At 51.1% G+C, this 26,478-nt stretch carries 15 protein-coding genes; 7 read left to right on the forward strand and 8 right to left on the reverse strand.

Annotation, left to right across the window (positions count from 1 at the left end; translation table 11 throughout):
• The gene (locus J3P34_RS12710) at window positions 1-1,305 is read right to left on the reverse strand and encodes a restriction endonuclease subunit S (protein WP_210489047.1); all 1,305 of its coding nucleotides are present in this window, start codon (window positions 1,303-1,305) and stop codon (window positions 1-3) included.
• Entirely contained in the window at window positions 1,305-3,653 is a 2,349-nt protein-coding gene (locus J3P34_RS12715; protein WP_210489048.1) for a type I restriction-modification system subunit M, read from the reverse strand. The genes J3P34_RS12710 and J3P34_RS12715 overlap by 1 nt, the downstream gene beginning before the upstream one ends.
• A 293-nt stretch (window positions 3,654-3,946) precedes the next feature.
• On the opposite strand from J3P34_RS12715, the gene J3P34_RS12720 reads away from it, so the two are divergent.
• Both J3P34_RS12720 and J3P34_RS12725 read left to right on the forward strand, forming a co-directional pair.
• Window positions 3,947-4,345 (forward strand): hypothetical protein, encoded by a 399-nt coding sequence (locus tag J3P34_RS12720; RefSeq protein ID WP_210489049.1) that lies wholly within the window; start codon window positions 3,947-3,949, stop codon window positions 4,343-4,345.
• Window positions 4,329-4,703 (forward strand): hypothetical protein, encoded by a 375-nt coding sequence (locus J3P34_RS12725; RefSeq protein ID WP_210489050.1) that lies wholly within the window; start codon window positions 4,329-4,331, stop codon window positions 4,701-4,703. The genes J3P34_RS12720 and J3P34_RS12725 overlap by 17 nt, the downstream gene beginning before the upstream one ends.
• 63 nt (window positions 4,704-4,766) lie before the next feature.
• On the opposite strand, the gene J3P34_RS12730 is transcribed toward J3P34_RS12725, so the two are convergent.
• The gene (locus tag J3P34_RS12730; RefSeq protein ID WP_210489051.1) at window positions 4,767-5,462 is read right to left on the reverse strand and encodes a pseudouridine synthase; all 696 of its coding nucleotides are present in this window, start codon (window positions 5,460-5,462) and stop codon (window positions 4,767-4,769) included.
• A gap of 279 nt (window positions 5,463-5,741) precedes the next feature.
• Between J3P34_RS12730 and J3P34_RS12735 the strand changes: the two genes are divergently transcribed.
• Complete coding sequence (locus tag J3P34_RS12735) at window positions 5,742-6,497, forward strand: class I SAM-dependent methyltransferase (RefSeq protein WP_345890363.1); 756 nt, start codon at window positions 5,742-5,744, stop codon at window positions 6,495-6,497.
• 1,193 nt (window positions 6,498-7,690) lie between these two features.
• Here J3P34_RS12735 and J3P34_RS12740 read toward each other — a convergent pair.
• Entirely contained in the window at window positions 7,691-9,115 is a 1,425-nt protein-coding gene (locus J3P34_RS12740; RefSeq protein ID WP_210489052.1) for a S8 family peptidase, read from the reverse strand.
• Window positions 9,116-9,696: 581 nt separating this feature from the next.
• Between J3P34_RS12740 and J3P34_RS12745 the strand changes: the two genes are divergently transcribed.
• Window positions 9,697-11,682: a cellulase family glycosylhydrolase gene (locus tag J3P34_RS12745; protein ID WP_210489053.1), complete on the forward strand. Its 1,986-nt coding sequence runs from the start codon at window positions 9,697-9,699 to the stop codon at window positions 11,680-11,682.
• 217 nt (window positions 11,683-11,899) lie between these two features.
• On the opposite strand, the gene J3P34_RS12750 is transcribed toward J3P34_RS12745, so the two are convergent.
• The gene (locus J3P34_RS12750) at window positions 11,900-13,306 is read right to left on the reverse strand and encodes a S8 family peptidase (protein ID WP_210489054.1); all 1,407 of its coding nucleotides are present in this window, start codon (window positions 13,304-13,306) and stop codon (window positions 11,900-11,902) included.
• A 735-nt stretch (window positions 13,307-14,041) separates the two neighbouring features.
• Between J3P34_RS12750 and J3P34_RS12755 the strand changes: the two genes are divergently transcribed.
• Window positions 14,042-15,235: an SDR family NAD(P)-dependent oxidoreductase gene (locus J3P34_RS12755; protein WP_246853694.1), complete on the forward strand. Its 1,194-nt coding sequence runs from the start codon at window positions 14,042-14,044 to the stop codon at window positions 15,233-15,235.
• A 274-nt stretch (window positions 15,236-15,509) separates the two neighbouring features.
• Here the strand turns inward: J3P34_RS12755 and J3P34_RS12760 are convergent, their stop codons facing one another.
• The 3 genes from J3P34_RS12760 to J3P34_RS12770 form a co-directional block, all read right to left on the reverse strand.
• Window positions 15,510-18,464: a DNA polymerase III subunit alpha gene (locus J3P34_RS12760; RefSeq protein WP_210489055.1), complete on the reverse strand. Its 2,955-nt coding sequence runs from the start codon at window positions 18,462-18,464 to the stop codon at window positions 15,510-15,512.
• Between the two features lie 841 nt (window positions 18,465-19,305).
• Window positions 19,306-20,457, reverse strand: a complete 1,152-nt coding sequence (gene dinB / locus J3P34_RS12765) for a DNA polymerase IV (RefSeq protein ID WP_210489057.1) — start codon at window positions 20,455-20,457, stop codon at window positions 19,306-19,308.
• 561 nt (window positions 20,458-21,018) lie between these two features.
• A complete protein-coding gene (locus J3P34_RS12770; RefSeq protein WP_210489058.1) occupies window positions 21,019-21,474 on the reverse strand; it encodes a lipocalin family protein in 456 nt (151 codons plus the stop codon).
• Between the two features lie 162 nt (window positions 21,475-21,636).
• On the opposite strand from J3P34_RS12770, the gene J3P34_RS12775 reads away from it, so the two are divergent.
• Both J3P34_RS12775 and J3P34_RS12780 read left to right on the forward strand, forming a co-directional pair.
• The gene (locus tag J3P34_RS12775; protein ID WP_210489059.1) at window positions 21,637-25,002 is read left to right on the forward strand and encodes a UvrD-helicase domain-containing protein; all 3,366 of its coding nucleotides are present in this window, start codon (window positions 21,637-21,639) and stop codon (window positions 25,000-25,002) included.
• Between the two features lie 49 nt (window positions 25,003-25,051).
• Window positions 25,052-26,434 carry a hypothetical protein gene (locus J3P34_RS12780; RefSeq protein ID WP_210489060.1) on the forward strand — a complete coding sequence of 461 codons (1,383 nt, stop codon included), beginning with the start codon at window positions 25,052-25,054 and terminating at the stop codon, window positions 26,432-26,434.
• Window positions 26,435-26,478 lie beyond the last annotated feature (44 nt).

Here is a 26,478-nt window from a genome sequence, read left to right on the forward strand (position 1 = left end):
CTAGCACACCTTTATTTTACCCGTTACCGCACTATTGATTAAACTCGCTTTATACTCTTTCAGCTTCTCAATTTCTTTCTCTTTGGAAGAAATCGCGACAGCAATTTTAGAAGTGGAGAATTCAATGAAGGATATTATTTCCCGTTGCTCCTCAGCAGGAGGTATAGGTATGAAATCATTCTTTAGCAACTCCCCTTCTACACTCTCGACTGTAGCGCCTTGCTTTACCCATTCACTCCTTAAAAATCGATCATTGCCCTTTATGTAATAATAAAAGTATTTTGAAAGCATGGGGCCAAGAGGAATAAAAGCTTTCATATCTTGATTTATAGTTAAGTCTACTGTGGCAATAGCAACAGGAATAGTTCTTTGCAAGATGCCAGACCTAACAACCATCAGAAGTGTATCACTCTTAATTATATTGGATGTTGAATGATATAAGCCTTTCTCTGTAATGTAATCTTCAGTAGAACTTATATAGTCAGATTTCATATCCTTGGGAGATACCCAAGGTATATCACCATCCCAGAAATCACGTTTATCTTTACTCGGTGTACCTCCACCAACCTGCTTGAAGACATACTTTATCTTCTTCACCTCCCAATGAGCCGGTATTTCCCCTATCCATTCCACATCACTGTCTTTCATGGGTGCGTCTGGGTTTAGGCCACGGGTAACGGCATTGTGGATTAGTACTTGCCTGCGCTCTTTGAGTAAATCTATCTGCTTTTCTTTTATGCCAATGGCTTTGTCTATCTGAGCCGTTTTGCGGTCAAGGAATTGGGCAATGGCGGTTTGTTCTTCTTTAGGAGGAAGTAGTGTTAGCACCTGACCAAAATCATCAGTATACATTCTCCATCTTGAAGGAACTACACCTCTTGACCTTCTTGCAAATTCATCAAGATAAGTGCCCGTACGGTATAAGTAATGAAGAAACTTTGGATCAGCTTCGGAAAGCAATTGGTAAACTCCATAAGCAGGACTTACTACACCATTGAGCGGTGATATACCCAATCCGCCTAACCAAGCCAACATAATATTAATGACCAAGTCATTTTCAGCAACCTTTTTATATCCGACCAGAGATTCGCTACGAGAATCAACTTCACGGTTATTCACGCCCAAATATTGGGATACAGACAGTAGAGTTTCTTCTTCTGTTTGAGATAACTCAATCTTCTCCTTCCACAAATACTTTGCTTTGATCACCTCCCAATGAGCTGGAACCTCCCCCAGCCACTCCACATCTGAATTCTTGTAGGCAACGTATTTCGCTACTTGTACATCTTCTGCTATCGCTTCCATTAGGCTAAGGTTAAGATGTCCCGAATCAGACCATCGCTTTCAGCTTCTAGAGCCAGAATATCGTTGCTCACTTCCTCAATGCTGCGCAAGGGCTTGTGGCGGTAGAAGTATTTATTGAAGCTGATCTCGTATCCAATTTTTGTGGCGTCCAGGTTGATCCAGGCTTCAGCCACGTGTGGCTTCACCTCGCGCAGGAAGTAGTCGTAGATGTTCTCCTTCAGCGGCACGTTCTCGGTGTCGCGCAGGTCGCTTTCGGTTTCATACTCCAGGTACTCTCCTTTCTTGGAGGTGGCGTAGTAGCCGTAGTCGGCCAGTTGGCTTTCCTCGCAGCCCAGGCGGTCTAGCAGGCGCTCCAGCTTCTCACCTGAGAGCTTAGTTATCCCTTTCACCACCTTCTCGGCAGCGGCATCGTACCAGCTCACCGCATTCAGGATGGCCTTCTTCTCCGTAGCCGACAGCTTAGATTTCTGAGCCTTCAGGGTAGTGTCTACCTTTTCGCGGAACACGTTAAAGTCACTGTACTCAGCAGAGCCGATGGCCAGCATCAGCTCGGTGGCTGCGTTCAGCAAGTCTAGCTGCTTCTGCCAGGTGGCTTTGCTCACCAGGGCCTTGGCCTGCTTGGCGTTTAGGTTCATTTCCTGCTTCTCGGCCCAGTCCAGAATTGCTTTTTCATGCTTGGCCAACTGGGTGTATACCTCCTCACCAAACTCACTGTAAGCCCAATCCATCGGCTCGCGCAGGCTTTTATCAAAACGCAGTTCGGCAATGCGCTCAGCGGTGAACTGGGCCTTCAGGCGCTTCGGCCGTTCAATGGTTACTTTGTAATAGCCAAAGTCAGCGTTGTCGAACACCTTGGCAGCAATGCCTTCGTCGCCCTCGCGCTCTACGGCCTGCAGCTCTTCGTATACCTGCACAATATCCCGGATGTGCTCCGGCGAGAACTCGCAGTTCTTGTTCCCCAGGTTCTTGCGCAGCTTGCGGTACAGTTGTCCCGCATCAATCAGCTGCACTTTGCCTTTGCGGTGCTCGGCTTTGTTGTTGCTCAGTATCCAGATGTAAGTGGTAATGCCCGTGTTATAGAACAGGTTGTTGGGTAGCTGGATGATCGCCTCCAGCCAGTCGTTCTCAATGATGTAGCGCCGGATGTTACTCTCGCCCCCTCCGGCATCGCCGGTAAACAAGCTGGAGCCGTTGTGCACTGAGGCAATGCGCGAACCCAACGGGCTCTGGTGGAGCAGCTTCATCTTGCTCACCATCTCCATCAAAAACAGCAGCTGCCCGTCAGAAGAGCGTGGCGTGGCATCCGCGTCTTCCTCATTGCCCCAGTAGTCCTTCAGCTTCACCACAAAGCGCGGGTCAATCACGTCTTTGCCGTCTTTGATATACTTCTGCTCACTGGCCCACGACTTGCCGTAGGGCGGGTTAGAGAGCATGAAGTTGAAGTTCAAACCGGCAAACTCGTCGGTGCTGAGCGTAGAGCCTACCCGTATGTTTTCAGGGTTGTTGCCCTTGATCATCATATCTGACTTACATATGGCGTAGGTCTCGTCGTTAATCTCCTTGCCGTACAGGTGCACATCGCCAGAGGCGCGTATCACGCCCTCCTCGTCTTTGATGAAGTTCTGCGACTCGGTGAGCATACCACCACTCCCGCAGGCAGGGTCATAAATGGTCATCACCGGCGGCAGCTGGTCTTTCACCGGCTCAAAGATGATGTGCGTCATCAGGTCAATCACCTCACGCGGCGTGAAGTGCTCCCCGGCCTCTTCGTTGTTCTCTTCGTTAAACTTCCGGATCAGTTCCTCAAATACGTAGCCCATGCCCAGGTTGCTCAGGGCAGGAAGCTTGCGTCCGTCCGGATCTTCCTTCTCAAAAGGCGTCAGGTTGATGTAAGGCGAAGTGAATTTCTCCAGCACATTCAGCAACACGTCTTTAGCCGCCATGTGGCGCACCTGGCTCTTGAGCTTAAACTTCTCAATGATCTCCTTCACGTTGGCGCTGAAGCCGTTCAGGTAATCTTCAAAGTTGGCCTGCAGCATCTGCTGGCTGTTGGTGGCGGTATCGTGCAGCCGCTGCAGCGTCCACTCGCTGGTGTTGTAGAACACGTAGCCCGACGCATCCCGTAGTCCATTCTCGTCCCACTCGGTAAAGCCAGCCTCGTCGCGCTGGAAAGCCAACTCCTCCAGCACGGCTTCTTTGGTAGGCTCCAGCAAGGCATCCAGACGGCGCAACACCACCATGGGCAAAATCACATCGCGGTACTTGCCGCGCACATATACATCACGCAGACAATCGTCTGCAATGGACCAGATAAAAGAAACTAACTTGTTATGGGAGGCGTGGTTCATAGTAAACTGAAAATAAATCGCCAAAAGAGGCCAGTTTACAATGATATCTACTAAATAGAAAAAGTTAGATATTGATTTTGTAGTTTGTTTTTATAGGGAAAAAATAATGGCTTAATTGCCATTGCTGGTAATTGTCTAAGCAAGAAGGTCAGCTTTTCAGTTTTCACAACTTTAGCGATCAGTTATCACTTAGGCTGTTTGTTTGTCGGCTTTATTGGAATTTGTTAACCCTGACAAATACAAGAAATTAATTTCATTTTATTCACTATATCAATCCAAATCATAAACCTATTATGCCTATTATAAGACCTTACAATGGAACATACAAAGGGAAGTTAACGACCTATACTTATTCTACTATTCAGCCACTTGATGTTTTGGCTCAACTATTTGAAGAAGCGGAAATTGATATGACCTTATATGGTTTAAACCTTGAATTTGAATTCAATAAAAGGAAATTTGAAGTAGATCTAAAGAATTATATTCGTTTACAGCCTAATGTAGAGGATGAAGATATTTTTAATGATTTTAATATTTCATTAATTAAGATAAAGGAAAACGAAAATGAAAAGAACAGATGTATTGTTACTGCAATGATCAGGGAGAATAGGGGCTTAAACCATACTCATTATCAAATAGTTGGAAAGATTCCTTATATCTCTGGAATGCAAACTTTTGAATTACCTGAATAATAGCTACTCACTTAATCCTTCCTCTTTATCTAACCGTTATTTTCCTTTGTTTTTTATGCCAATCATTAAAGTTACCATCGGCACCACCAACTTACAACAGAATCACATTAACATAAGCACTCATGATAATTACCTTTTTGAAGGGAATCACACTAACATTTTCCTGCATTTAGGAGATTATCACCAGGGAATAGAAAGAACAATAAACAGGGAAGTTAATGAAGGGGGAACTTTACGGATAATGACTGGGGCTGAAGCCGGAGAATGGATTTCAAACCGATTTGCTGTGGGCGCAACCATGAACATTGATGTCATCGCCAATAACAGGGTTCGGCTTCTTGAGCCAGTAATTATTTGATTTTGCTTCTCTTTACAAAGAGAGCTTTTTCTACTAAAAGCTCCTTTTGTAAAGTACATAATCCTAATAAAGTACTCTTAACTTTTCCTCCTCCCTCAACTCCCGCCACTCCCCCGGCTGAAGCTTCCCTAACTCCACATTCACCATCCGCACCCGCACCAACCTTTCCACGGTATACCCCAGTTTATAGCACATGCGCCGGATCTGACGGTTGAGGCCCTGCGTGAGCACAATGGAAAACGACTTCTCTCCTACTTGCTGTACCTGGGCTGGACGTGTCTTCTGGCCCATGATCACCACCCCGGAGGCCAGTTGGTCCAGCGCTTCGGGGGTTAAGGGCTTGTCTACCGTCACCACGTATTCCTTTTCCTGGTGGCTTTCGGCGTGGCTGATGCTGTTGTAAAGGGCTCCGTCATCCGTGAGCAGCATGAGCCCTTCCGATTCCTTGTCCAGCCGCCCTACCGGGAACACCCGCACGTTCAGGTTAATGGCCTGCGCCAGGTTGTTCTCAATAGCGGGGTTGAGCGTAGATTCCACACCGCGGGGTTTGTAGTAGGCCAGGTACGTAAAGGTTTGGGCTTCTTTGAGCACCTGTCCCTCTAGCTGCACTTCGTCTTCTGCGGATAGCGCCTGCTGGAGTTGGCCTTTCGCCCCGTTCACCAGCACCCTGCCGGAGATGATGGCCTGGATGGCTTCTTTATTAGACAGCCTCCCTTTCTGCACCACGAAATACTGAAGAGAAGAGGTAAGGGATTTCATGCGTAAAGAACCGAAGGGTTGGCCACAAGTGCTGTTGTAAAGAGACCGCAAAGGTAAAGGAACCGACCCATACTATTGACCCGAGGTGATATGATTTGCAAGCTCCCCTGCCGGGCGAAAGAAAGGAAGCCTCGCCACCCAGGCACCTGCCACACCTACCCTGCCCAGGAAGATGGTTAAGTAGGGATAGGCAAGGATGTTAGCCCTCCTGAAATTGCTTGGCTTTTTAGAACAAACCTCCGTTTACAGGGTTTATAGAAAGACCAACCATTCCCGCCCGTGAAAAAGCCAGCTTTACGTCCGCTTCTTTCCGCTACTTCCCTGATTTGGGCGGTATGGCCCCTGCTTTTCTCCGCCTGCGATGCACAACCGGTGAAAAGCCAGGCGAAAAGGGCCGCCGTGTACACCTCCAAAACCCCTCACCCCGATGGCACCGGCAAGGTGTACCTGGGCCGCGAAATTGCGCACGTCATGTCAGCAAGTGGCGCGGAGTGGCTGGAGCGGGATACCCGGCAAGAAGAAGAAAACGTGGCGCTTGCCATCTCCAAACTACAGCTGCAACCTAACAGCGTGGTCGCTGATGTGGGCGCCGGCACAGGCTACTATACCTTCCGGATCGCGCCCAAGGTGCCGCAAGGAAAGGTGTACGCAGTAGAAGTGCAGGAGGCATTCGTGAAGGCATTGGAGGCCCGCAAAAAAGAACTGGGCCTGAGCAATGTAACGGTTGTCAAAGGCAGTGCCCAATCGCCCAACTTGCCCGAGGCTTCGGTGGACCTGGCCATTATGGTGGATGTATACCATGAACTGGAATACCCCCGCGAGATGCTGCAGGCGCTGCACCGGGCCCTGAAACCCACCGGCAAGCTCCTCCTGCTGGAATACCGCGCCGAGGACCCGTCGGTACCCATCAAAGCCCTCCACAAGATGAGCTCGGCCCAGGCCAACAAAGAACTTTCCGCCAACGGCTTCACCCTCTCCCTCCGCGAGGATTTCTTACCCATCCAGCATTTCCTGCTGTATGAGAAGGCCAAGTAAAGGCCTCCCTTCAAGAACCTTAGCAATTTTCCACGGAAGAAGCCAGAAGGTGAATTAGAATGGCTTTCACCGGTATAAATGGGGTTCCATATTCCAATGCCTTAAAGGAGTAAGGACTATCATCAATTGACTGCATCTTAAGAGGCGATTATTGGCGCTTGTCTTCATCAAGGCAGGCTCCTTTGCCAGGCTTTTGCCGAATTTTCCTGTGGTTGATTTAGGCTTGTTTTTGAGAAAACAGGCTAAAAGGAGGAACCCACCCCTACCCCTCCCAGGAGGGGAATTCTGGAATGCGTCAAGAAGGTATTTGAGCTGTTATTTTGGTTGTTGGTGATAACACCAACAACGGCGGGTACAACGGGTGAGGTTGGGAGAAGAACGGTAAGAAATGTAGGGGCACCTCTTGTGGGTGCCCTTGGCAGTAGCTGCCGGTTATTCCCGGTAGCTATTGGTTATTGCGGAGGACCCGTGGGAGACAAGGCATGCCTTGTCTCTACATTCAAAAACGGTGAGAACAACACAAACACGCCAGCATTCCACCCGTCCGGCAGGACGATGCAGGCATTGCAGCGGCTCTGATGCAAGACAGGTCCATGCAGGTCGTCGGAGGTTGGGCGCGTGCGTAACCCAACCTCCGACGAGCGCAGGCAGAGGCTTTTCCAATGGCAATGGCCTGCGCGAGCGATGGAACAGTTGACGGTGGCGGGGTGGTACCTTGATTGAAGCCTCACTGTCCGAGCGTCAGCGAGTTTGAGGCTTCTTGATTCTTTTGGTTACTTTTCTCATCAAGGAGAAAAGTAACAAACGCTTGCAGAGCGTATCTGCAGTTCTGAGGCTTGGTAAGGAAGGGAGTAGGAAGTAACTGCTCTTTAAAGAAAGATCGGCAAGATGACAGTCAGGTGTAAACATCCCCCTTCGCCCCCTTCAAAGGGGGAATCTTGGATATAGAAAAGTTAAAGGAAAAGCGTTGAATTATCAGCAAAGCAGTGAGAAATGCGGATTTGAGGCTCACGCCTCACTGCAGTTGCAAACTGCAGACCATGGTAGGTCCAAGCTGAAAACTTGAACCAGGGAGAGGGATTAGAATAGGATGGCAAAAACGCCTTAGCAAACGAACTAACAAAAAAAGGGAAAACATAAAAAAGCCGTCCCGCTTTGCAGCAGGACGGCCTTCCATTTAAACAAACAACTCTCTAAAATCCGCTCACGTTCAGGCGACCGCCGGTGGTGCATTTGCCGGCCAGTGATGAGGTGGGAACCGCGCTGTTCAGGATGGCATCTTTGATGGTTTGGGCAGTGGAACCTGGGTGCGAGGCCGCGTACAGGGCCACACCTCCGGTTACGTGCGGCGTAGCCATAGACGTACCGTTGTAAGAAGAATAGGTGTTATAGGCAGTAGAAGAGTAGATGCCTGAGCCTGGGGCCCCGATGTCTACCGTGGTAGCGCCATAGTTAGAGAAAGAAGATCTTCCACCGGTAGAGGTAATGGCCGCTACCGCGATGACGTTGTCATAACCGGCGGCAGACGCAGTGTTGTAGTTAGAAGGGTAGCTTCCTACGGCATCGTTGTCATCACCCACTCCGTCTGAGCCACCGTTACCGGCTGCGGCCACGAACAGGATCTGGGCTTTGGCTGCACGCACTACGGCATCAGACAGGGCTTGGGAGAAGCCACCGCCACCCCAGGAGTTGTTGCTGGCCACGATGTTCATGTTGTGGCGGGTTTTCAGGTCGGTTAAGTAGTCAACGGCTTTGATGGCGTTGGCGGTGGTACCGCCTCTGCGGCCCAGGAACTTCAACGAGATCATGGTCACGTTCCAGTTCACGCCTACTACGCCTTTTCCGTCGTTTTTAGCACCGATGGTACCGGCCACGTGGGTGGCGTGGTCGTCATAGGCACCACGGGTACCGCCGTCATAGACAGAGTTGTCGTTGGCGTCAAAGTCCCAGCCGTTCACATCGTCAATGTAGCCGTTGCCGTCATCGTCCACGCCGTTCACCGGATCAAACGGATTTTTCCATACCTGGCCCACTAGGTCTGGGTGATCCGTCTGTACGCCTTCGTCAATGATGCCCACCACTACCGAGGCAGAACCGGTGTGACCGGCGGCCCAGGCTTCACCGGCCTGGCTACCGTACTGGTTAGCGGGAGTGGTGGCGTCGCCGTACATGCCCCACAGGGAACCGTTGGTGTAGTACGGGTCTGAAGAAGCCGCCTGGTGGGTGTAGATGAAGTTAGGCTCCGCGAATTCAATGGCGCCCTCTCCTTTGATTTTGCTCAAGGCTTCCAGTGCGGCCATGGGGGTATGCACCAGCACTACGCCTTCTTTGTCCCCGAACCGAGCCATGGTTTTGGTGAGGATCTTTTCCTTTACTTTCCCGCTGATGCGCGCTAGCACCGCGGCCCGGGCCTCAGCGGCGGCTCCGGCTCTGAATTTAACAAGCACCTCATTGGGGACAATCTGTTGTCCTCCGGCAATTCCCGCATCGGCTTGGGCAGTAGCCGACAATTCCTGATCTTCTGTTAACTGGTCTGTGTTACAGGCCGTCAATAACGTCGCCGACAACATGGCTGCCGCTACGGCAGACTTTCCAAAGGCAAGGTACTTTTTCTTCATGTTTGTTAGTTTGGGTTAGGGTAAATATTAAATCTTGATCTAATTGACTAAAATAAAAGACCATTACAAAGGAAAAATCCTGCTTCTACTTAACATAAATAATTCTATATTATAATTGTACTTTCCTTGTGAAACAGGCGTGATATGGGCCTTTTCTAAAGAACATTTCTAATTTTAAGGCCGATTTTGGCTTGTTGGTAACTATATACTTTTTCTATATTTAAGAATTGGGCTGAAAATTTTTCCAAGGATTCTAAAGGAGGTACACATACCAGATCACCGCATCATTCAGACCGGGCTTTTCCTGCTTAGAGGCTCCTTCCCAAAAAATGGCCTCAAAACGCCTGATAGCTGAACAAGGCCAACAGATATGCCTGCTTCATACAAAGCCAGAACCAGCCTATAGCAGAGGAAGTGGTTTAACCAACTACAGAGATAACCGGCCTTACTTGGCTTGGCCTCAAACCTTTGAAGCTTGTCTGTAGGATTTCATCTAGCTTATATATTTTGCTAAGCAAATACCTTTATATTTATCTCATGACTCCCCGCACCTTATAAAGAAACCACCAATGGTTAAAAAGATGACAAAACCCCTGGAAAGACACACCCTTGGCCAGCGGCCTACCTGGCTTCTGTTGGTTAGCCTCCTGCTGTTCTGTTTGGCCTCCCCTCCCCTGTTGGCACAGGAGGCGCCCTTCAAGAAGGGCGTGAACCTGACGGGTTGGTTCCAGGCCAACAGCGCCCGCGAGGTGCAGTTTTCGCGCTATACCCGCCAAGACTTTGCGCAGATCAAGAGCCTGGGCTGCGATGTCATCCGGTTGCCCATTAACCTGCACGCCATGACCAGCGGCGCGCCCGCCTACACCATTGACCCGCTGTTCTTCTCTTTCCTGGACGAGGCTGTGAACTGGGCCGAGGAACTGAACCTGCACCTTATCCTGGACAACCATTCCTTTGACCCCATCGCTGATACCCAGCCCCAGGTGGAAACCATTCTGGAGAAAGTCTGGCCCCAGATGGCGCAGCATTACAAAGACCGGTCAGAACGCATCTACTATGAAATCCTGAATGAGCCCCACGGCATCTCAGACGCGCAGTGGAACGCCATCCAGGGCCGTATCATCCAGGCCATCCGCCGGTATGATACCCGCCATACCATTATAGTAGGCGCTACCAATTTCAACAGCTACCAGAATCTGGCCCAACTACCGGTGTACCCAGACAGCAAACTCATCTACACCTTCCATTTCTACGATCCTTTCCTTTTCACCCACCAGGGTGCCACCTGGGTGGCACCTTCGCTGTTGCCGCTGGCCAATATGCCTTTCCCGTACCGCTCCCAGGACATGCCCCCCTTGCCCAATAGCCTGCGGGGCACCTGGATGGAGAGCGCCTATAATAATTACCGGCAAGATGGTACCGTAGCCAAAGTGAAACAGCTCATAGACATAGCCGCTCAGTTCAAGCAGACCCGCCAGGTGCCGGTGTTCTGCGGCGAGTTTGGGGTGCTCATGGACTACAGCCGTCCCGCCGACCGTGTATTCTGGTACAACGAGGTGCGCCGCTACCTGGAGGAAAAAGGCATTGCCTGGACCAGTTGGGACTATCACTATGGTTTCGGGCTATTCAACCCGGGCGGGACCGATCTTTTTGAGCATGACCTGAACGTTCCGCTGCTGCAGGCCCTGGGCTTTACCGTGCCGCCGCAGACGCCTTATGTGAAACAACCCGAGGGCAGTGGCTTCGCGGTGTATTCTGATTTTATAGGTGCGCGCATTGTGAACGCCAGTTACGGCAGTGGTCCCCTGGATTTCTACGCTGCCCAGAAACCCAACAACGGCCGCTACAGCCTGGCCTGGACCGGGGCCGAGCGGTACAGCAGCATCGCATTCGACTTCAAGCCCGATAAAGACCTCTCCAAACTGAAACAGGAAGGCTACGCCGTGGATTTCCTGTTCCGGGGCACTGCCCCCGCCCTCAGTTTTGACCTCCGTTTCCTGGACTCTAAAACGGGACCAGAGGATCATCCCTGGCGGTCAGGCGTCACCATCACCTCAGATCAGGTTCCTTTTGATGGCCGCTGGCACCACGTACGCATTCCTTTGAGTTCTTTCACCGAGAAAGGCTCCTGGGACGGCGCCTGGTTTAACCCCGAAGGTAAGTTTGACTGGACCAGCGTGGACCGCTTGGAAATCACCGCCGAGCACGCCAACCTGGGCCAGACCAAACTCTGGTTCGATAACATCTACATTTCAAACCAGGATACCGCAAAAGTGTATGAGACCTCGGTTTTCACCGGAGCCGTGACGGGCATCTCCCCCGCCATTAAAAGCGCAGACCTGAAAGTGTACCCCAATCCGGCCGCCGGGTATCTGCTCCTGGAAACCACTTTGCCCGGTAAACTCACCGCGGAGCTCAGCAACAGCGTGGGTACGTTGGTACATCGGGAGGCTTTCACCCAAAAGTTAAAGCTTTCTACTTCAGCGCTCCCAGCCGGCGCTTATTTCTTGAAAGTGATCCAATCTAATGGCCAATCCACTACGCGCAAAATCATGCTGCAACGGTGAGGCCGCTCTAAGAAGTAAATACAAGTACACATTTTTATCTACTTAGATAACTCGCTTTTATGACGCTAATTAGGCATCTGTACTTTAAGTAAATATCACCTTCACCAATGCTTTAAGCTTAGCGCCTACTCTTCCGCTGTAAAACAAAAAGGCCGCCCTGAAAAGAATCAGGACGGCCTTTGCGTTCAGGACCTGTTTTTACAGGAATAGCTTACATCTAGAAATTGCTCATGTTCAGGCGGCCGCCGGTCACGCATTTACCAGTCAGCGAAGACGTTGGGGTGGCGCTGCTCAGGATGGCATTCTTGATAGCCGCAGCAGTAGAGCCCGGATGAGAGGCCGCGTACAAAGCTGCGGCGCCAGTTACATGCGGGGTAGCCATAGACGTACCGCTGTAGCCTGAGTAAGTGTTATAGGCGGTGGTAGAGTAAATGGCAGCCCCCGGTGCCCCGATGTCTACCGTAGTGGCTCCGTAGTTAGAGAAAGAAGCCCGTCCGCCAGAAGAGGTAATGGCAGCCACCGCGATGACGTTAGGCAGGTTGTAGTTAGATGGGTAGTTAGCCACCGCATCATTGTTATCGCCTACGCCGTCTGAGCCACCGTTTCCTGCTGCCGCTACAAACAGGATGTTCTTGGCGTTAGACCGGTTGATAGCATCATAAAGAGCTTGGGAGTAACCGCCGCCTCCCCAGGAGTTGTTGCTGGCCACGATGTTGATCCCGTGGCGGTTCTTCAGGTCGGTTAGGTAATCCAGGGCTTTGATGGCACCAACCGAGGTTCCCCCGTTCTGGCCCAGGAACTTGCAGGAAATCATCTTCACATTCCAGTTCACGCCTACTACGGCTTTCCCGTCGTTTTTAGCGCCAATGGTACCGGCCACGTGCGTGCCGTGGTCATCTAAGCTGCCTCCGGTTCCGCCGTCATAAACGGTTTTGTTGTTGCCGGCAAAGTCCCAGCCGTTCACATCGTCAATGTAACCGTTGCCGTCGTTGTCAATGCCGTCTGCTTTGTCATAAGGGTTAACCCAAACCTGGCCCTGCAGATCTGGATGCGTATTTTGCACCCCTTCGTCAATAATGCCCACCACTACCGAGGTAGAACCAATATGCCCTTTGGCCCAGGCTTCACCGGCCTGGCTGCCGTAGACGTTCTTAGGGTTGGTGGCATCGCCGTACAATCCCCAGAGATAGTTTTGGGTGTAGTAAGGCTCGGTGGTAGTAGCCTCATGGTTATAGATGTAGTTGGGCTCGGCGTACTCAATCATGTTTGCGCCTTTTACTTTGCTCAGGGCCTCCAGGGCAGCCAGCGGCGTGTGCACCAGTACCAACCCCTCTTTGTCGCCGAGGCGTTCCATGGTCTTGGTCAGGATCTTCTCTTTCACTTTGCCTCCTATGCGGGCGAGCACGGCAGCTCTGGCCTCTTGAGAAGCGCCGGCTTTGAACTTCACCAGTACCTCGTTGGGCACCACGCGCTGCTCTCCGTCCATTCTGGCGTCTGCCTGCGTGTCAGTAGATACTTCGTGGTTTTCAATGAGTTGTTCTGTGTCGCAGGCCGTAAACATGGCAACTGAACATAGGCTTGCCGCAAAGGCGAACCTCCCGAGGGTAATGGAATTTCTCTTCATGTTTGTTTATTGGATGAGGATTAGATAGGACAAATCAATAATCAGCCAAAGTAAAGATAGGCCGTTATACTGTTTAAATACAAATTAAATATTGCCATCAAAAAAAGAGCAAGACCACACACACAGTCTACAACAATCACAATACAAGGTATTTACTTTATTTACCATCATTAAACTGCCTGCTTTACTCCTTTCTTAAAGGTTGCTACCTTTATATATTTAGTTATATTATATCTTAATAAGCAATTATTCTCTCCAACACATCATTATTCTATTTATTTCCTCAAGGTTCCTCTTAGAGTTGTCCAACCTGTTTCTTACCCTGAAATTTGCATTAAACCAATAGAAAACTAAACCTTGCTTTGGGAGCCATTTTTAGCCCGAATTATCAAATTGAGCCTCAAAAAAGTTTCCTGCCAGAACAGATTCACCCGAAGATTGCCCCGCAGAAAGCTCAAGCTCCCATCACCCTAACCCTGCCGCAAACAGGACAGTTACCAAAAAAAATATTTTCACCATCAGGGAAGCTTCAGGTCTCACTTTTCTGTTTTGGAGCCATTTTCAGGATTTAGGATACAAAACGACAGATGCTTCCCACGTGAAAGCCTCTCTGCTGGTGCAAGTGGGCATAAATACGGAACAGAATGGGTATAACTTCATAAGCCTAATCGCGTGAACAATAGGACTGCGGGCAAACCACAGCGCCTTCCATTCTTAACCGATTCTCCATCCCCCATGAAAATACCTTTACAAACCCCCTATCTGGCCACTCCTTCACCAAACTGGCACCATCCCGATTTGCGCCTTCCGGCAAGCTTCGCTGGTTTCCCCGGGAAGTGCCAACCCGAGGTCTTCCAACAACCCTCCGCGTTGGGCAAGCCGCTCATCAATGCGTTGCGGCCACGTCCTAGACAAGCCTTCGGTTTTATGTTGATGCTGTTGTTCTGCCTGGCTCTGGGCGGATGCGCCACCTGGGAACTGGGTTCTTCGGGGCAGCGGAAGGTGGCGGGTAAAACCTTCGTGATTGTGGGTGCTTCCAGCGGATTCGGGCGTGGGGTAGCCGAGCAACTGGGAGCGTACAAAGCCAATGTGGTGCTGGCGGCCCGCCGCGGAGAGTTGCTGGAAGAGATTGCCACCAAGATACGGGCGGCGGGCGGCACGGCGCTGGTGGTACCCATGGACATCAGCAAACCCGAGGATGTGCAGCGGCTGGCGGAGGCAGCGGTGCAGCAGTACGGCAAGATTGATGTGTGGGTGAACATGGCCGGCGTGGGCGCTATAGGAAGGTTCTGGGAAATTCCCATCGCAGACCAGGCCCGCATTGTGGACATCAACCTCAAAGGCTTCATCTACGGGAGCCACGCCGCCATCCGGCAGTTCCAGACCCAGGGCTACGGCACGCTCATCAACTTGGGCTCCATTGAAAGCGAGAACCCATTGGCCTACCATGCCTCCTACGCCGCCACCAAAGGTGGGGTCCTCAATCTGGGCCAGGCCATTAACCAGGAACTGAGGCTCAGCGGGCACAAGAACATCAAAGTTGTCACCGTAGAGCCCTGGGCGGTGGACACGCCGTTCTGGCAACACGCCGCCAATTACAGCGGCCACACCGCCCGCATGGCTGCCATGGACCCGCCCAGCAAAGTAGTGAATGCCGTGATCAGGATGTCGTTGCGACCCCGGAAAGAACTACCGGTGGGTTGGAAGGCCCGCGGCTCCTGGATCTCGCACCACCTGTTCCCGCATTTCACCGAGCGGATCTCGGCGAACGTGGCCCACAAATCCCAGATAAAAAACGCCCCGCCAGCTCCGCCTACCTCCGGATCGGCGTTCACGCCCATGCCCACCGGCCGAGGGGTGGATGACAATGTCCGCCAGCGGATGAAGGAGGAAAACAGGGAGCGCCGCCAACAGAAGAAACAGAAGTAAAAATGCTTGTTTGCTTGCGAGTCCGTTTAATTTAGTATTTTCTGGTTCAAGTTTTCAACTTGGACCTACTTTAGTCTGAAGTTTGTAACTTCAGTGAGGCGACAGCCTCAAGGAGCAAGTTTCCTCGTCCTTTTGCCAGGTAGAACAGCACGGGAACAGAGTGAAACAGGCCAGCCCTGGCCCGGCATTACCATCCAGCAAACCACATTTTCCGTTTCGGGGCCGTTTTAAGAAAAATGGCCCCGAAACGGAAAATGCACCCGATTACTGCTTCTCAATACCGCGGATCTTTCTGGAACGGCAGCTTGGCCATCTTCTCCACCTCCATGCTGGGGAACCCGAACTCCTCCACCACTTTGCCATAGAGCAGGTACACGCCGTTGCCTTTGAAGGGCCAGGCCTTGAGCGAGGGCGGGAAATGCACGGTATCAAAGAAATCGCCGGCGCTGTCCAGGAACGTACCGAACTGCATGACCTCGCCGCGCACAGTGCGCACGTACTTGGTGGTCACCAGCAGACCCATCATGCGCACCTTCTGCCCCAGGAACGCCAGCAGGTCTTTGGCGGGAACATCGCCCCGCGCCGAGGTCTGCAGCAGGTCAAAGTACGAGCAGGTCACCGGAAAGCCCAGCAACTCCATCTCATCATAGGCGTCTTCCACCAGCGTGTGGGTGAGCGCGGGCAGCGTAAAGGTCTTGACCGGGGTCTGGAACAGCAACTCCTGGCCGGGCGCAGCCACCTTGTGGCCCAGGTGCAGGTGTGCCTCCCAGAGCAGCGTCTTCTTGTCCTGGCCCGTGAACCGCAGCGCCTGCACCCGCACCAGAATCAGCAACTGCTCCAGCGTGATCTGGCTGCGCCGGATAAAATCCTCCAGCGAGGCATAAGGTCCGTTCTCCTCCCGCTCACTTACCAGTTTGAAGGCCGCTTTCTGCTCCAGGTTCTGCACGTGCACCAGCCCCAGGTAAATATCCGTACCCGAGATGGAGGTGTAGTACCCGCTGTGGTTCACGCAGGGCAGATGGATGGTGCCACCGGCTTTCTGGGCCTGCTGCACGTACACCCACGTTTTATAGAAGCCCCCGAAGTTGTTGATCACCGCCACCATGAACTCCAACGGGTAATAGGTTTTCAGGAACAGGCTCTGGTAACTCTCCACGGCAAAGGAGGCCGAGTGCGCTTTGGAGAATGAATACCCCGCGAAGGACTCTATCTGCCGCCAGACCTCCTTGGTGATGGCCTCGGGGTAGCCACGCTCCCGGCAGTTGGCGAAGAACTTGTCCACCAGCTTCTGGAACTCGGCGCGGGAACGGTACTTGCCGCTCATAGCCCGGCGTAGCACATCGGCATCCGCTAAGTCCAGCCCTGCGAAATGATGGCAAACCTTGAGCACGTCTTCCTGGTAGACCATCACGCCGTAGGTCTCTCCCAGCTGCTCGCCCATGACCGGGTGGATGTGCTGGATCTGGTCCGGGTGGTGGAACCGGTGGATGTAGGCCTTCATCATGCCGCTCTTGGCCACGCCCGGCCGGATGATGGAGCTGGCTGCCACCAATGATAGGTAATTGTCGCAGCGCAGCTTGGTCAGGAGCCCCCGCATGGCCGGACTCTCAATGTAGAAACACCCGATGGTATCGCCGGACTTCAGCTGTTCCTTCACTTTCTCGTCCTGCTTGAACCGGGCCACGTCATGCGCGTCTACTTTAATGCCCCGGTTCTGCTGCACCAGCTGCACGCACTCCTTGATGTGCCCAATGCCCCGCTGACTCAGGATGTCCAACTTCTCAAACCCGATGCTCTCGGCTACATACATGTCCCACTGCACGGTAGGCAAGCCTTTGGGCGGCAGATCCAGGGCCGTGTAACAGTAGATGGGTTCCTCAGAGATGAGCACGCCCCCGGCGTGGATGGAGCGCACGTTGGGGAAATCGGTGAGCATCTTTCCGTACTGGAAGATCTTCTGGGTGATGCGGCTGGTGTTGGCATGCGCCAGCGGCTGGGCCACCAGCGCATCCAACTCGGCTTTGGGCAGCCCGTACACCTTACCCAGCTCGCGCAGGATAGAGCTCTGCTGAAACGTGACCATGGCGCCCAGCAAGGCCGTGTGCTGCTTCCCGTACCGCTTGAAGATGTAGTCCAGCACCTCATCACGCTCATCCCAGCTGTAGTCAATGTCGAAATCAGGAGGCGAGCTGCGTTTGGGGTTGAGGAAGCGCTCAAAGTAAAGATCCAGCTCAATTGGGTCAACATCGGTGATGTGCAAGCAATAAGCCACCACGCTATTAGCCCCGCTCCCCCGCCCCACGTGGTAAAAACCCCGGCTCATGGAGTACCGGATCACGTCCCAGGTGATGAGGAAATAGGAACTGAAGCCCAGCTTATGGATGATGGCCAGCTCGTGCGCCACCCGCTGTTTGGCTACCTTATGCTGCGCGCCGTAACGCTTCCGGAGACCGTCCCAGGCCAGTTTCTCCAGCAGCAGCCGGTCGTCCTCGTCAGTGCCGGTGAACGTGAGTTTATTCCTTCTTTTCTGAAAATCGAAGGTAAACGCCGCCTCCTGCGCCAGCTTCCCGGCATTCTGCACCAGTTCCGGAAACTGCGCATATTGTTTCAGGATATCGGGGCAGGACTTAAAACAAGCCTCTTCCCCGGCCACGCCGTGCGAAGTATCCAGCTGGCTCAGCAGGATGTTGTTATCGATGGCCCGCAGGTGCCGGTGCAGCGCCACGCCCTCGGCATCTTTGCAGGTGAACAGCGGGTACATGAAAAGCGGAGCCCCCTGCCGCCGCAACTCCGAGAACAGCAGCTGGTTCACCTCACCCAGCGTCACCCCCACGTACTCATTCTCGCGGAGTTGCTGCTGCCCCACCAGCGCGCTGGCCCGGGCGAACGGATAAATAATGAAAGCGTGCGAGAAGACCGGCGGCACCTCGGGCAGCGGCTGGTGCTGCAGCAGGTAGTTGCTCAGGAACGCGTTCAGCTCCTGGAAGCCCTCCTGGTTTCTGGCGATGCCCGTGTACAGCCACTGGTGCTCCCGCCGGAACTCAATGCCCACCAGCGGCTGAATGCCCTGCGCCTGACAAGCCTTGATAAAAGGAAACACCCCCGAGGTGGTATTGATGTCCGTCAACGCCAGCGCCGCATACCCCCGCGCCTTTGCCTCCGCCGCCAACTCCTCCACCGACAGCGTGCCGTACCGCAGACTATAATATGAATGGACGAAGGCTAGCATTTGGAATCACGTAGCACGTAGCATGTAGCACGACAGATGTTTAACATATTTATTGAAATAAAAACCTTGAATCCGCTTTGCGCCTCTGGAACCGGCTAAGACGCTTTTGACTTACTTTTCAAAAAAAAGCCTCTAAACGACAACCTTACTTGATGGCGGGATTCCTACTTTGGAGGGCTGATTCATGCTCATTGATTTAGCCGTTGTTGACAGCCAATTCATTCTTTGAAGAACCTGGTTCAAGTCTGTGACTTGGACCTAAAATGCCAGCAGTTTGCAACTGCCGTGGGTCCCAAGCCTCAAACTGGCTTTGCTGATTCACTCTAAGCTTTCCGTTCGCTGGCGCGAGCCTCCGGCTCGTGTCCGCACGCATTCCAAAAGCCTTACTAGATCAGCAATGTGAAGGCACGAGCCAGAGTCTCGCGCCAGCGTTATCCTTCAAGAAATGATGAACTCCGTTTCCTTGGCCCGTCCCCTGACAGGCCAACCCCATGGTTGGTATTTGGTTCGCCTTTCCGGTCTGTCAGGGGACAGACCGAGGTAATAGGACAAACCGAGGAGCGTTTCCGAACTGCCATCTTCACCAGTAATTCCTGAGGCTTTCGCCTCACGGCAGTTGCAAACTGCCGGTCATGATAGGTCCAAGTCGCAGACTTGAACCATGTGCTCTATTTTGTTTTGTTTTATTTTGTTTAGCGGCTGTTTTCCTAAAAAGAGGCTAAAAACTGTTCCCCTGCGAACCATCAGCAAGACCATCTACAAAGCGAGCTATTCTCTCAAGTACACATTCCATTAGCACATTAGCACATTATCTCATTAGCACATTAAACCCAGCACATTCTCAAAGTCCCACCGCCCGTTTCACCGCGCTATCGCCGTAGCGGTTCCTGATCTTGTCCATGGCCTGGTAGAGGCTGGCCAGTTCGGCGGTGTCTTCAAAGAGATCAATTTGCTGGAAGCCCTGAACCAGGTGGCTCAGGCGCACGCCTAGCAGCCTGATGAGCAGGCGGCGGTTGTAGAGTTTCTGGAATAGTTCTTTCGCCTTCTTGATGAGGAGGTGGTCCGAAGCGGTATAGGGGATGGAGATCTGCTGGGTGTGCGTGTCAAAGTTGGCGTACCGGATCTTGACCGTGATGCAGCCGGTGAGCTTGCCTTGTTGGCGCAGATCAAAGGCCAGCCCCTCGGTCATGGACACCAGCAGGTTGTTCAGGAAAGCGATATCAGTGGTATCAGAGGCGAAGGTCTTCTCCGTGCTGATGGACTTCTGCTCAGAGTACGGCACCACCGGCGCGCGGTCAATGCCGTTGGCTTTCTCCCAGATGTGCACCCCATCCTTGCCCAGCACCTTCTGGATCATCTCCACCGGCACCATGGTGAGCACCTCAATGGTAGGGATGCCCATGTTGCGCAACAACTGGTAATTCTTCTGCCCCACCCCCGGGATCTTCCGGATGGACAGCGGCGCCAGGAATGGCTTCACCTCCTCCTGACAGACCTGCAGCGCCCCGTTGGGCTTGGCTTGCCCCGTCGCGATCTTGGACACCGTCTTGTTAACCGACAACCCGAAGGAGATAGGCAGCCCTGTTTCCTTCATAATGGTGCCACGGAGCTCATTCGTCCATTTCCAGGTCCCCACGAATTTGTCCATGCCGCTCACATCCAGGTAATGCTCGTCAATGGAGGCCTTTTCATAGACCGGTGCCTTCTCGGCGATGATCTGGGTTACTTTGTGGGAATGCTGACTGTAAGCCTCCATATCGCCGCGCAGCACGATGGCCTCAGAGCAGAGCTGCCGCGCCATTTTCATGGGCATGCCCGCGTGCACCCCAAAGAAGCGGGTCTCATAACTGCAACTGGCCACCACCCCCCTATCTGAGAGGCCGCCAATAATGATGGGTTTATGTTGGAGCTGGCTGTTGCGCAAACGCTCCACCGACACAAAAAAGGTATCCAGGTCTAAATGGGCAACGGTACGGTTCTCTGTTAACAACATACTTTTCCGGAAAAGCTAAAACCACAAGGCTTACAAATACTAAATATTTTAGCAATTACGGTATAGACATATAGATAAGCTAAATATATGAGAAATATTTATTCACATATTTACTAACATGGTTAGCATAAAGCTTCCTTTGATAAAGGCTAAAATCAACTGCAATTGTGGCTTATGAGTGACTTAAGAGGGTTTTCAGAGAGGATATTCAGGTCATTAGGGAGAACACCAACAACAGCGGGCGGGTTGGTTATAGAGGAAAAGGATAGGGATTTACTAAAGAAGGTAGCAGCGGCAAGGCACTGTCGTTTGTTGCGGAGGAGCCGTTGGAGACAAGGCGGTGCGTGGTCTCTACATCGGATAATAATTCAATTGAATGCCATGAACGGCAGGTGTAAACACCCCTCCTGAGACCTACGCTATCTACCTCAAACTCTCGTTTGGGCAATCCTCAAGGGGAGAATCTCTAATAAGATGGGAGGAAAAAGGAATACAACGGAGCAACAGGCAAGCAGACACAGTGTGTCTTTGAGGCTTGCGTCTCAGGACAGCTGTAAGCCTTTATTTTCTCTTTAAGGATAGTTCTACAAAAGTGTAGCCTGCTGGCAGTCCGGTTTGAGCTCGGTGTGGTCTTTTCTGTGACCATACCATCTCATCAGCTGAAACAATTTGGATATCATAGACATTACTAGAAAAACTGTTCAAGTACTGAATCTGGAGTTGGCCATCTTGACCTTTTATCTTGTAAGTGAATTGTTCAGAATGATAAGTCAATGGATCACTATACCAGGTAGCATGTAAATTCTCACTGTCTAATTCATACTCTTTGTTGCCTCCGAATTCTTCAGACCTCAATAGGGCTCCTGTCTCATCAAAAACAGTCTGTCGAACTTTGGTTTCCTGCCAACTGCCTTTTACATATTCTGCTTTGGGATGGACCGGATCATCCTCTTTACTACAACTTTCAAGAAGGATGATCAAAGGGAGCAACAAGAGGTAGAAGTAAAACTTTTTCATCTATATAGTTCATTCCAGAAAAGTAAAACTAGTGAATAAAGTTGGCCTAAATCCCTTCTCCTGTTTTTTACCTATTTTCGTGAAAACTGCCCAAAAACAGAAAAGCTTTTCGGCCTTGCCGAATTCCTGATTCTTGATTCCCAATTCCTAATTAAAAAGAGAGTGCCTGCATCCTTTAAAATATACTCCTCCTCGGCCGGCTCCGGCAAGACGTACCATCTTACGAAGGAATACCTGAAACTGGCGCTGCAGAGCGAGGACGTCTCCTATTATAAGAACATCCTGGCCATCACCTTCACCAACGATGCGGCTCAGGAGATGAAGACCCGTATCCTGGGCGCCATGCGGGGCTTCAATGATCCGCAGTTGGCGGAGAAGGAGAAAGCCAAGAGTGACATTTTGCTGTTGAACATATTAAATGAGATACAGCACGAGTACGGCCAGCCCAACCTGACGGAGGAAGCCTTGCGCGGGCGGGCGGGCCGGGTGTTTGACCACCTGCTGTTCCATTACTCTGAGTTCGCGGTGAGCACCATTGACTCATTCGTGAACCGGGTGGTGAGCGCCTTTACCACGGAGCTGAAACTGCCCCACAATTTTGAGGTGGACATGGATGCGCAGACGCTGCTGAGCACGGCTGTGAGTCTGCTGCTGAACAAGGTAAACCTGCGCGAGGAGAACCGGCTCCTGGCCGAGACGCTGCAGCAGTATGCCCTGGAAAAAGCCGAGGAAGGCCGCAGTTGGAACAACCTGCCCGAGGAACTCGCCGACTTTGCCCGCCATCTATTGAACGAGCAGACCTATGAACATCTGCTTGACATCGGCAAGCTTACCCTTCAGGACTTCAAGAAGATACGCACCTCGCTCTACACCCAGAAACAGGAGATTGAGAAGCAGATCAAAGGCTGCGCCGAGGAAGCCATGCACCTCATTGACACCAGCGGCCTCTCCCCCGCCGACCTCTCCTACGGCGACCGCGGCATCTACTCCTACTTCCGGAAATGGACCCGTGACTTTGACATTACCACCGCCAACAGCAACGCCGCCAAAACGGTATCGGATGACAAATGGCCCAGCGGCAAGGCCAGCGCCGGCGCCAAAGCCAGCATTGAGCAGATCAAGCATCGGTTGTCAGAGTTGTACCGGCAGATTGAGGAGCTGAAGGAGCGCGAGTCGCAGAACTACATCATCATCTCGGCCATGCTGCCGCACCTCTATAAACTGAGTGTGCTGAGTGAGCTGGAACGCTGCATCCAGGAGATCAAGCTGGACAAGAACCTGGTGCATATCTCGGAGTTCAACAAGCGCATCACCGAGATTGTGTTGCAGGAGCCTATCCCGTTTATCTACGAGCGCATGGGCGAACGGTACCAGCACATCCTCATTGATGAGTTTCAAGATACTTCGGTGCTGCAGTGGAACAACCTCTTGCCGTTGGTGGAAAACGCCCTGGCCAGCGATAACTTCAACATGGTGGTGGGCGATGCCAAGCAGGCCATCTACGGCTGGCGCGGCGGCGAGATGGAGCAGATCCTGCACCTGCACCGCAACCAGACGCAGCACCTGTACGCCAACTCGCGCTTCGAGGAAAACGTAGCCCCGCGCTATGACACGCTGCGCTGGACCCTCTCGCCGGAGCACCTGAACACCAACTACCGCAGTGCCCCCGAGATCATCACGTTCAACAACGAGCTGTTCGGGTTCATCAGCCAGGCCAATCCGCAGTTCCCGTTGTTGCAGGCCATTTACGATGATAAATTCCAGCAGGAAGCACCGGCGGGCAAAATGGCCGGACAGGCGCATCTGCAGGTGCTGTTCACCTATGACGACGACAGCCCGCGGCAATATGACCTGGACTCCTGCACGCGCACGGAGGAAATCTACGAAGGCTACACTTCTGATGACCTGCTCTCTTACCAGGAAAGCACCCTGCAGCTGGTGTTGCAGATGGTGCAGCAGGCCCAGGCCGATGGGTACGCGCCGCGCGACATCGCCATCCTGAGCCGCACGAACCGCAACAGCAAGTTGGTGGCCAATTTCCTGAAGCAGAAGAAGTATGACATCATCTCGCAGGACTCGCTCTCGCTGCAGTTTGCCGAGGTCATCAACCTGATCATCTCTTTCTTCAAGCTCCTGAACCAGCCGCAGGACAGCCTGGCCCGTTCGCAGGCCTTGTACCTGGTCTACAAAGTGGTGCACCAGCAGATGCCCGACAACGTGACCACCGGCAAGATCGCGGAGTTGGCCACCGATCCCAGCATTGAGCCGTTCTTCCGATTTCTGCAAGGTCAGGGCTTCGACATAGATTATAAGGATTCAGGCAATCTGTCTATCTATGAACTCACCGAGAAGCTCATCAGGGTGTTTGACCTGTTGGGCAAGAACAACGAGTGCGAGTACCTGTTCCGGTTCCTGGATTTGGTGCTGGAGTACACGCTCAAGTACAGCAACAACCTCAACAACTTCCTGCAGTACTGGGATCTGCATAAGGAGCACCTGAGCATCAACACGCCCAAAGACCGAGACGCCATCACCATCACCAGCATCCACAAATCAAAAGGCCTGGATTACCCCGTGGTGATTGTGCCCTTCTGCGACTGGAGCCTGGAACCTCAGACCTCCTCCCTGCTCTGGGGTACGCTGCCCGAGAGTGTGGCCGGGGACAGCAAACTGCGCACCGCCGTGGTGACCCTGAACAAGAAGCTGGAGCAGACGGCCTTGCAAGAACAGTACGCCCAAAAGCTGGAGAAGACTTTTATTGAGAACCTGAACATGCTCTACGTGGCCCTCACCCGTCCCGTAGACCGGCTCTACCTCATTGCCAAGGCGCAGGATTTCAAAAAGGCCAATTACCAGAAAAACGTGAGCTACTGGCTCTACCGCTACCTGGAGCAGAAAGAGCTGTGGCAGGAAGGGAAATACTGCTATCAACTAGCCAAAGGCGCGCAGCAGGCCGTGAGCCACAAACCCCTCACCGAGGAAGTCTACGTGCTGGACAAATTCACCTCAGCGGACTGGGCCCGCAACCTGAAGCTGAAGCAGCACGCCAACAACGTCTTCGATTTTGAGACCCAGCAGGAACACCGCCGCTGGAACCGCAAGCTGCACTACGCCCTGGCCCGCATCACCTACGCCGAGGAAGCGCCCAAAGCCCTGCGCCAACTGGTGCACCAGGGTATCATCTCGCAGCGCGAACTGCCTACCCTTACCCAGATGGTGCAGCACGTGCTCAACCACCCGCAGATGAAGCGCTATTTCAGCCGCGCCATGACCGTGGAGAACGAGCGCGAGGTCTTGGACGTGCGCACTAACCGTTACAAACCAGACCGCATCGTGTTCGGGCAGTCCGGTGACGTGACACTCATTGACTACAAACTCCCTCCTGCCAAGCAGGAATACATTGACAACCTGAACTCCTACGCCGCCCTGTTCCGCGAGCTAGTATTCAGCAAAATCACCTGCGTGGTGTATTACTTTGAAGAGGAACGCGTGGAGGAATGGGAGTATGAGAGTACAATATTAAATTAAAATAGAATTATTCATTGGACATACTGATCTTATAAACTAAGAAACAAAAATGCAAAAACACGAAATTGACAATATCTTTATCCAAGTAGAGGCTTTCAAAAAATTAGAATTAGAGGAAATATTCTCAGCAGCATACCCTAATGAAACAGATTTAGGTGCCACCATAATCAGTAGGATGTCTGTTTTGGATTTCATAAGTTTAAGTAAACGACTAGTAAACAAACTTGAACTTGCAATAAAAAGCTCGAACAAATTAATTCTTCCATATAGCTTCACCACTGCAGAATTTGGCCAAAGTGACGTTTATTCATCCATTACAAACCTAATTTATTACATTAATTCTCATCAGTTTCCGTCAGCTGAGAATACAATATTATGGTTAGCTCATTATGAATTGCAAAACGGCCTATTAGAAAAAGCAAACCTTAAACCTATTTTAGAAAATTCAGAAATTATACAACAAAAATCAGATTCTATAAAATTAATAGAGACTGATATTAAAAAACTAAAAGAGCAATACAATAAATTAAAATTAGATATCAAGGAAAGCCTAACTTCTTTAAATAATTTTAAAAGCCAGAAAGAAGTTGAACTTCAGCAAATAACAAACAATCTTAACTCTTCAAACACAAATACAAACCAAATTCAAAATCTCTTAAATACATCAACCCAATATGATACTAGAATAAACTCTATTCTTGTTGAGGTTGAAAAATCGCAATCTAAAATCGAAAGTACAGAGGAAAATATAAATTTAAGTTTATCTAAATTTAAATTAGAATTCTCTGATTTGATAAGTAAGCTTAATAAAACAGAGAAAAACTATTTAGGCTTATACACGGACTTTGAAGAAAAACTTTCATTTGTAGAATCAAAGCATCAATATTTCACTGATAGAAACTCTTACTTAGACAATCTAATAGGCAGAGAGGTTGGAGCATCTTTATTTGAGACTTTCAAACAAAGAAAAAGCGAACTTAACGGTCCTTTAGAATTTTGGAGGTATGCTGTTGGCGTAATGGGTGTATTAACATTTATTGCGATACTAAGTATTTTTACCAACTTCTTTGGTTACTTAGGAGAAATGCACGGAATAGAAGCCTCATTAAAATGGGAAAGCATTTTAATCAACTCATTAAAATCTTTACCGTTCTTCTTTTTATTATACTACTCTATATCTCAATATAATAAAGAAAGAAACTTTCAAGAAGAATACGCATTTAAATCAGCTGCTGCATTAACAATAAAGGCATATGCAGATATCTTAAACGACGACAAAAACAAAGACGAGTTGATACTGCATGCAGTATATGGTATCTACCGCAGTCCAATTAGTGAAAACTCGAAAAGTATAAAAGATGTTAATTCAGCTTTAGATATAGCTAGAGATGTAATTGACAAAGGTTCAACATTATTACAAAGAAAAGAGTAACACCTCATTTTACATTGACTTGAGTATCAAGCGCTTCTCAACAG

The sequence above is a fragment of the Rufibacter aurantiacus genome, assembly GCF_017916345.1.
Taxonomy (GTDB): Bacteria; Bacteroidota; Bacteroidia; order Cytophagales; family Hymenobacteraceae; genus Nibribacter; species Nibribacter roseolus.

Bases quoted from the DNA above. Each gene is read 5' to 3' on its own strand.
- J3P34_RS12710 (WP_210489047.1), bottom strand. From the start codon at position 1,305: ATGGAAGCGATAGCAGAAGATGTACAAGTAGCGAAATACGTTGCCTAC.
- J3P34_RS12760 (WP_210489055.1), bottom strand. From the start codon at position 18,464: ATGCTAGCCTTCGTCCATTCATATTATAGTCTGCGGTACGGCACGCTG.
- J3P34_RS12715 (WP_210489048.1), bottom strand. From the start codon at position 3,653: ATGAACCACGCCTCCCATAACAAGTTAGTTTCTTTTATCTGGTCCATT.
- J3P34_RS12755 (WP_246853694.1), top strand. From the start codon at position 14,042: ATGAAAATACCTTTACAAACCCCCTATCTGGCCACTCCTTCACCAAAC.
- J3P34_RS12745 (WP_210489053.1), top strand. From the start codon at position 9,697: ATGACAAAACCCCTGGAAAGACACACCCTTGGCCAGCGGCCTACCTGG.
- J3P34_RS12740 (WP_210489052.1), bottom strand. From the start codon at position 9,115: ATGAAGAAAAAGTACCTTGCCTTTGGAAAGTCTGCCGTAGCGGCAGCC.
- J3P34_RS12730 (WP_210489051.1), bottom strand. From the start codon at position 5,462: ATGAAATCCCTTACCTCTTCTCTTCAGTATTTCGTGGTGCAGAAAGGG.
- J3P34_RS12750 (WP_210489054.1), bottom strand. From the start codon at position 13,306: ATGAAGAGAAATTCCATTACCCTCGGGAGGTTCGCCTTTGCGGCAAGC.
- dinB (WP_210489057.1), bottom strand. From the start codon at position 20,457: ATGTTGTTAACAGAGAACCGTACCGTTGCCCATTTAGACCTGGATACC.
- J3P34_RS12780 (WP_210489060.1), top strand. From the start codon at position 25,052: ATGCAAAAACACGAAATTGACAATATCTTTATCCAAGTAGAGGCTTTC.
- J3P34_RS12720 (WP_210489049.1), top strand. From the start codon at position 3,947: ATGCCTATTATAAGACCTTACAATGGAACATACAAAGGGAAGTTAACG.
- J3P34_RS12770 (WP_210489058.1), bottom strand. From the start codon at position 21,474: ATGAAAAAGTTTTACTTCTACCTCTTGTTGCTCCCTTTGATCATCCTT.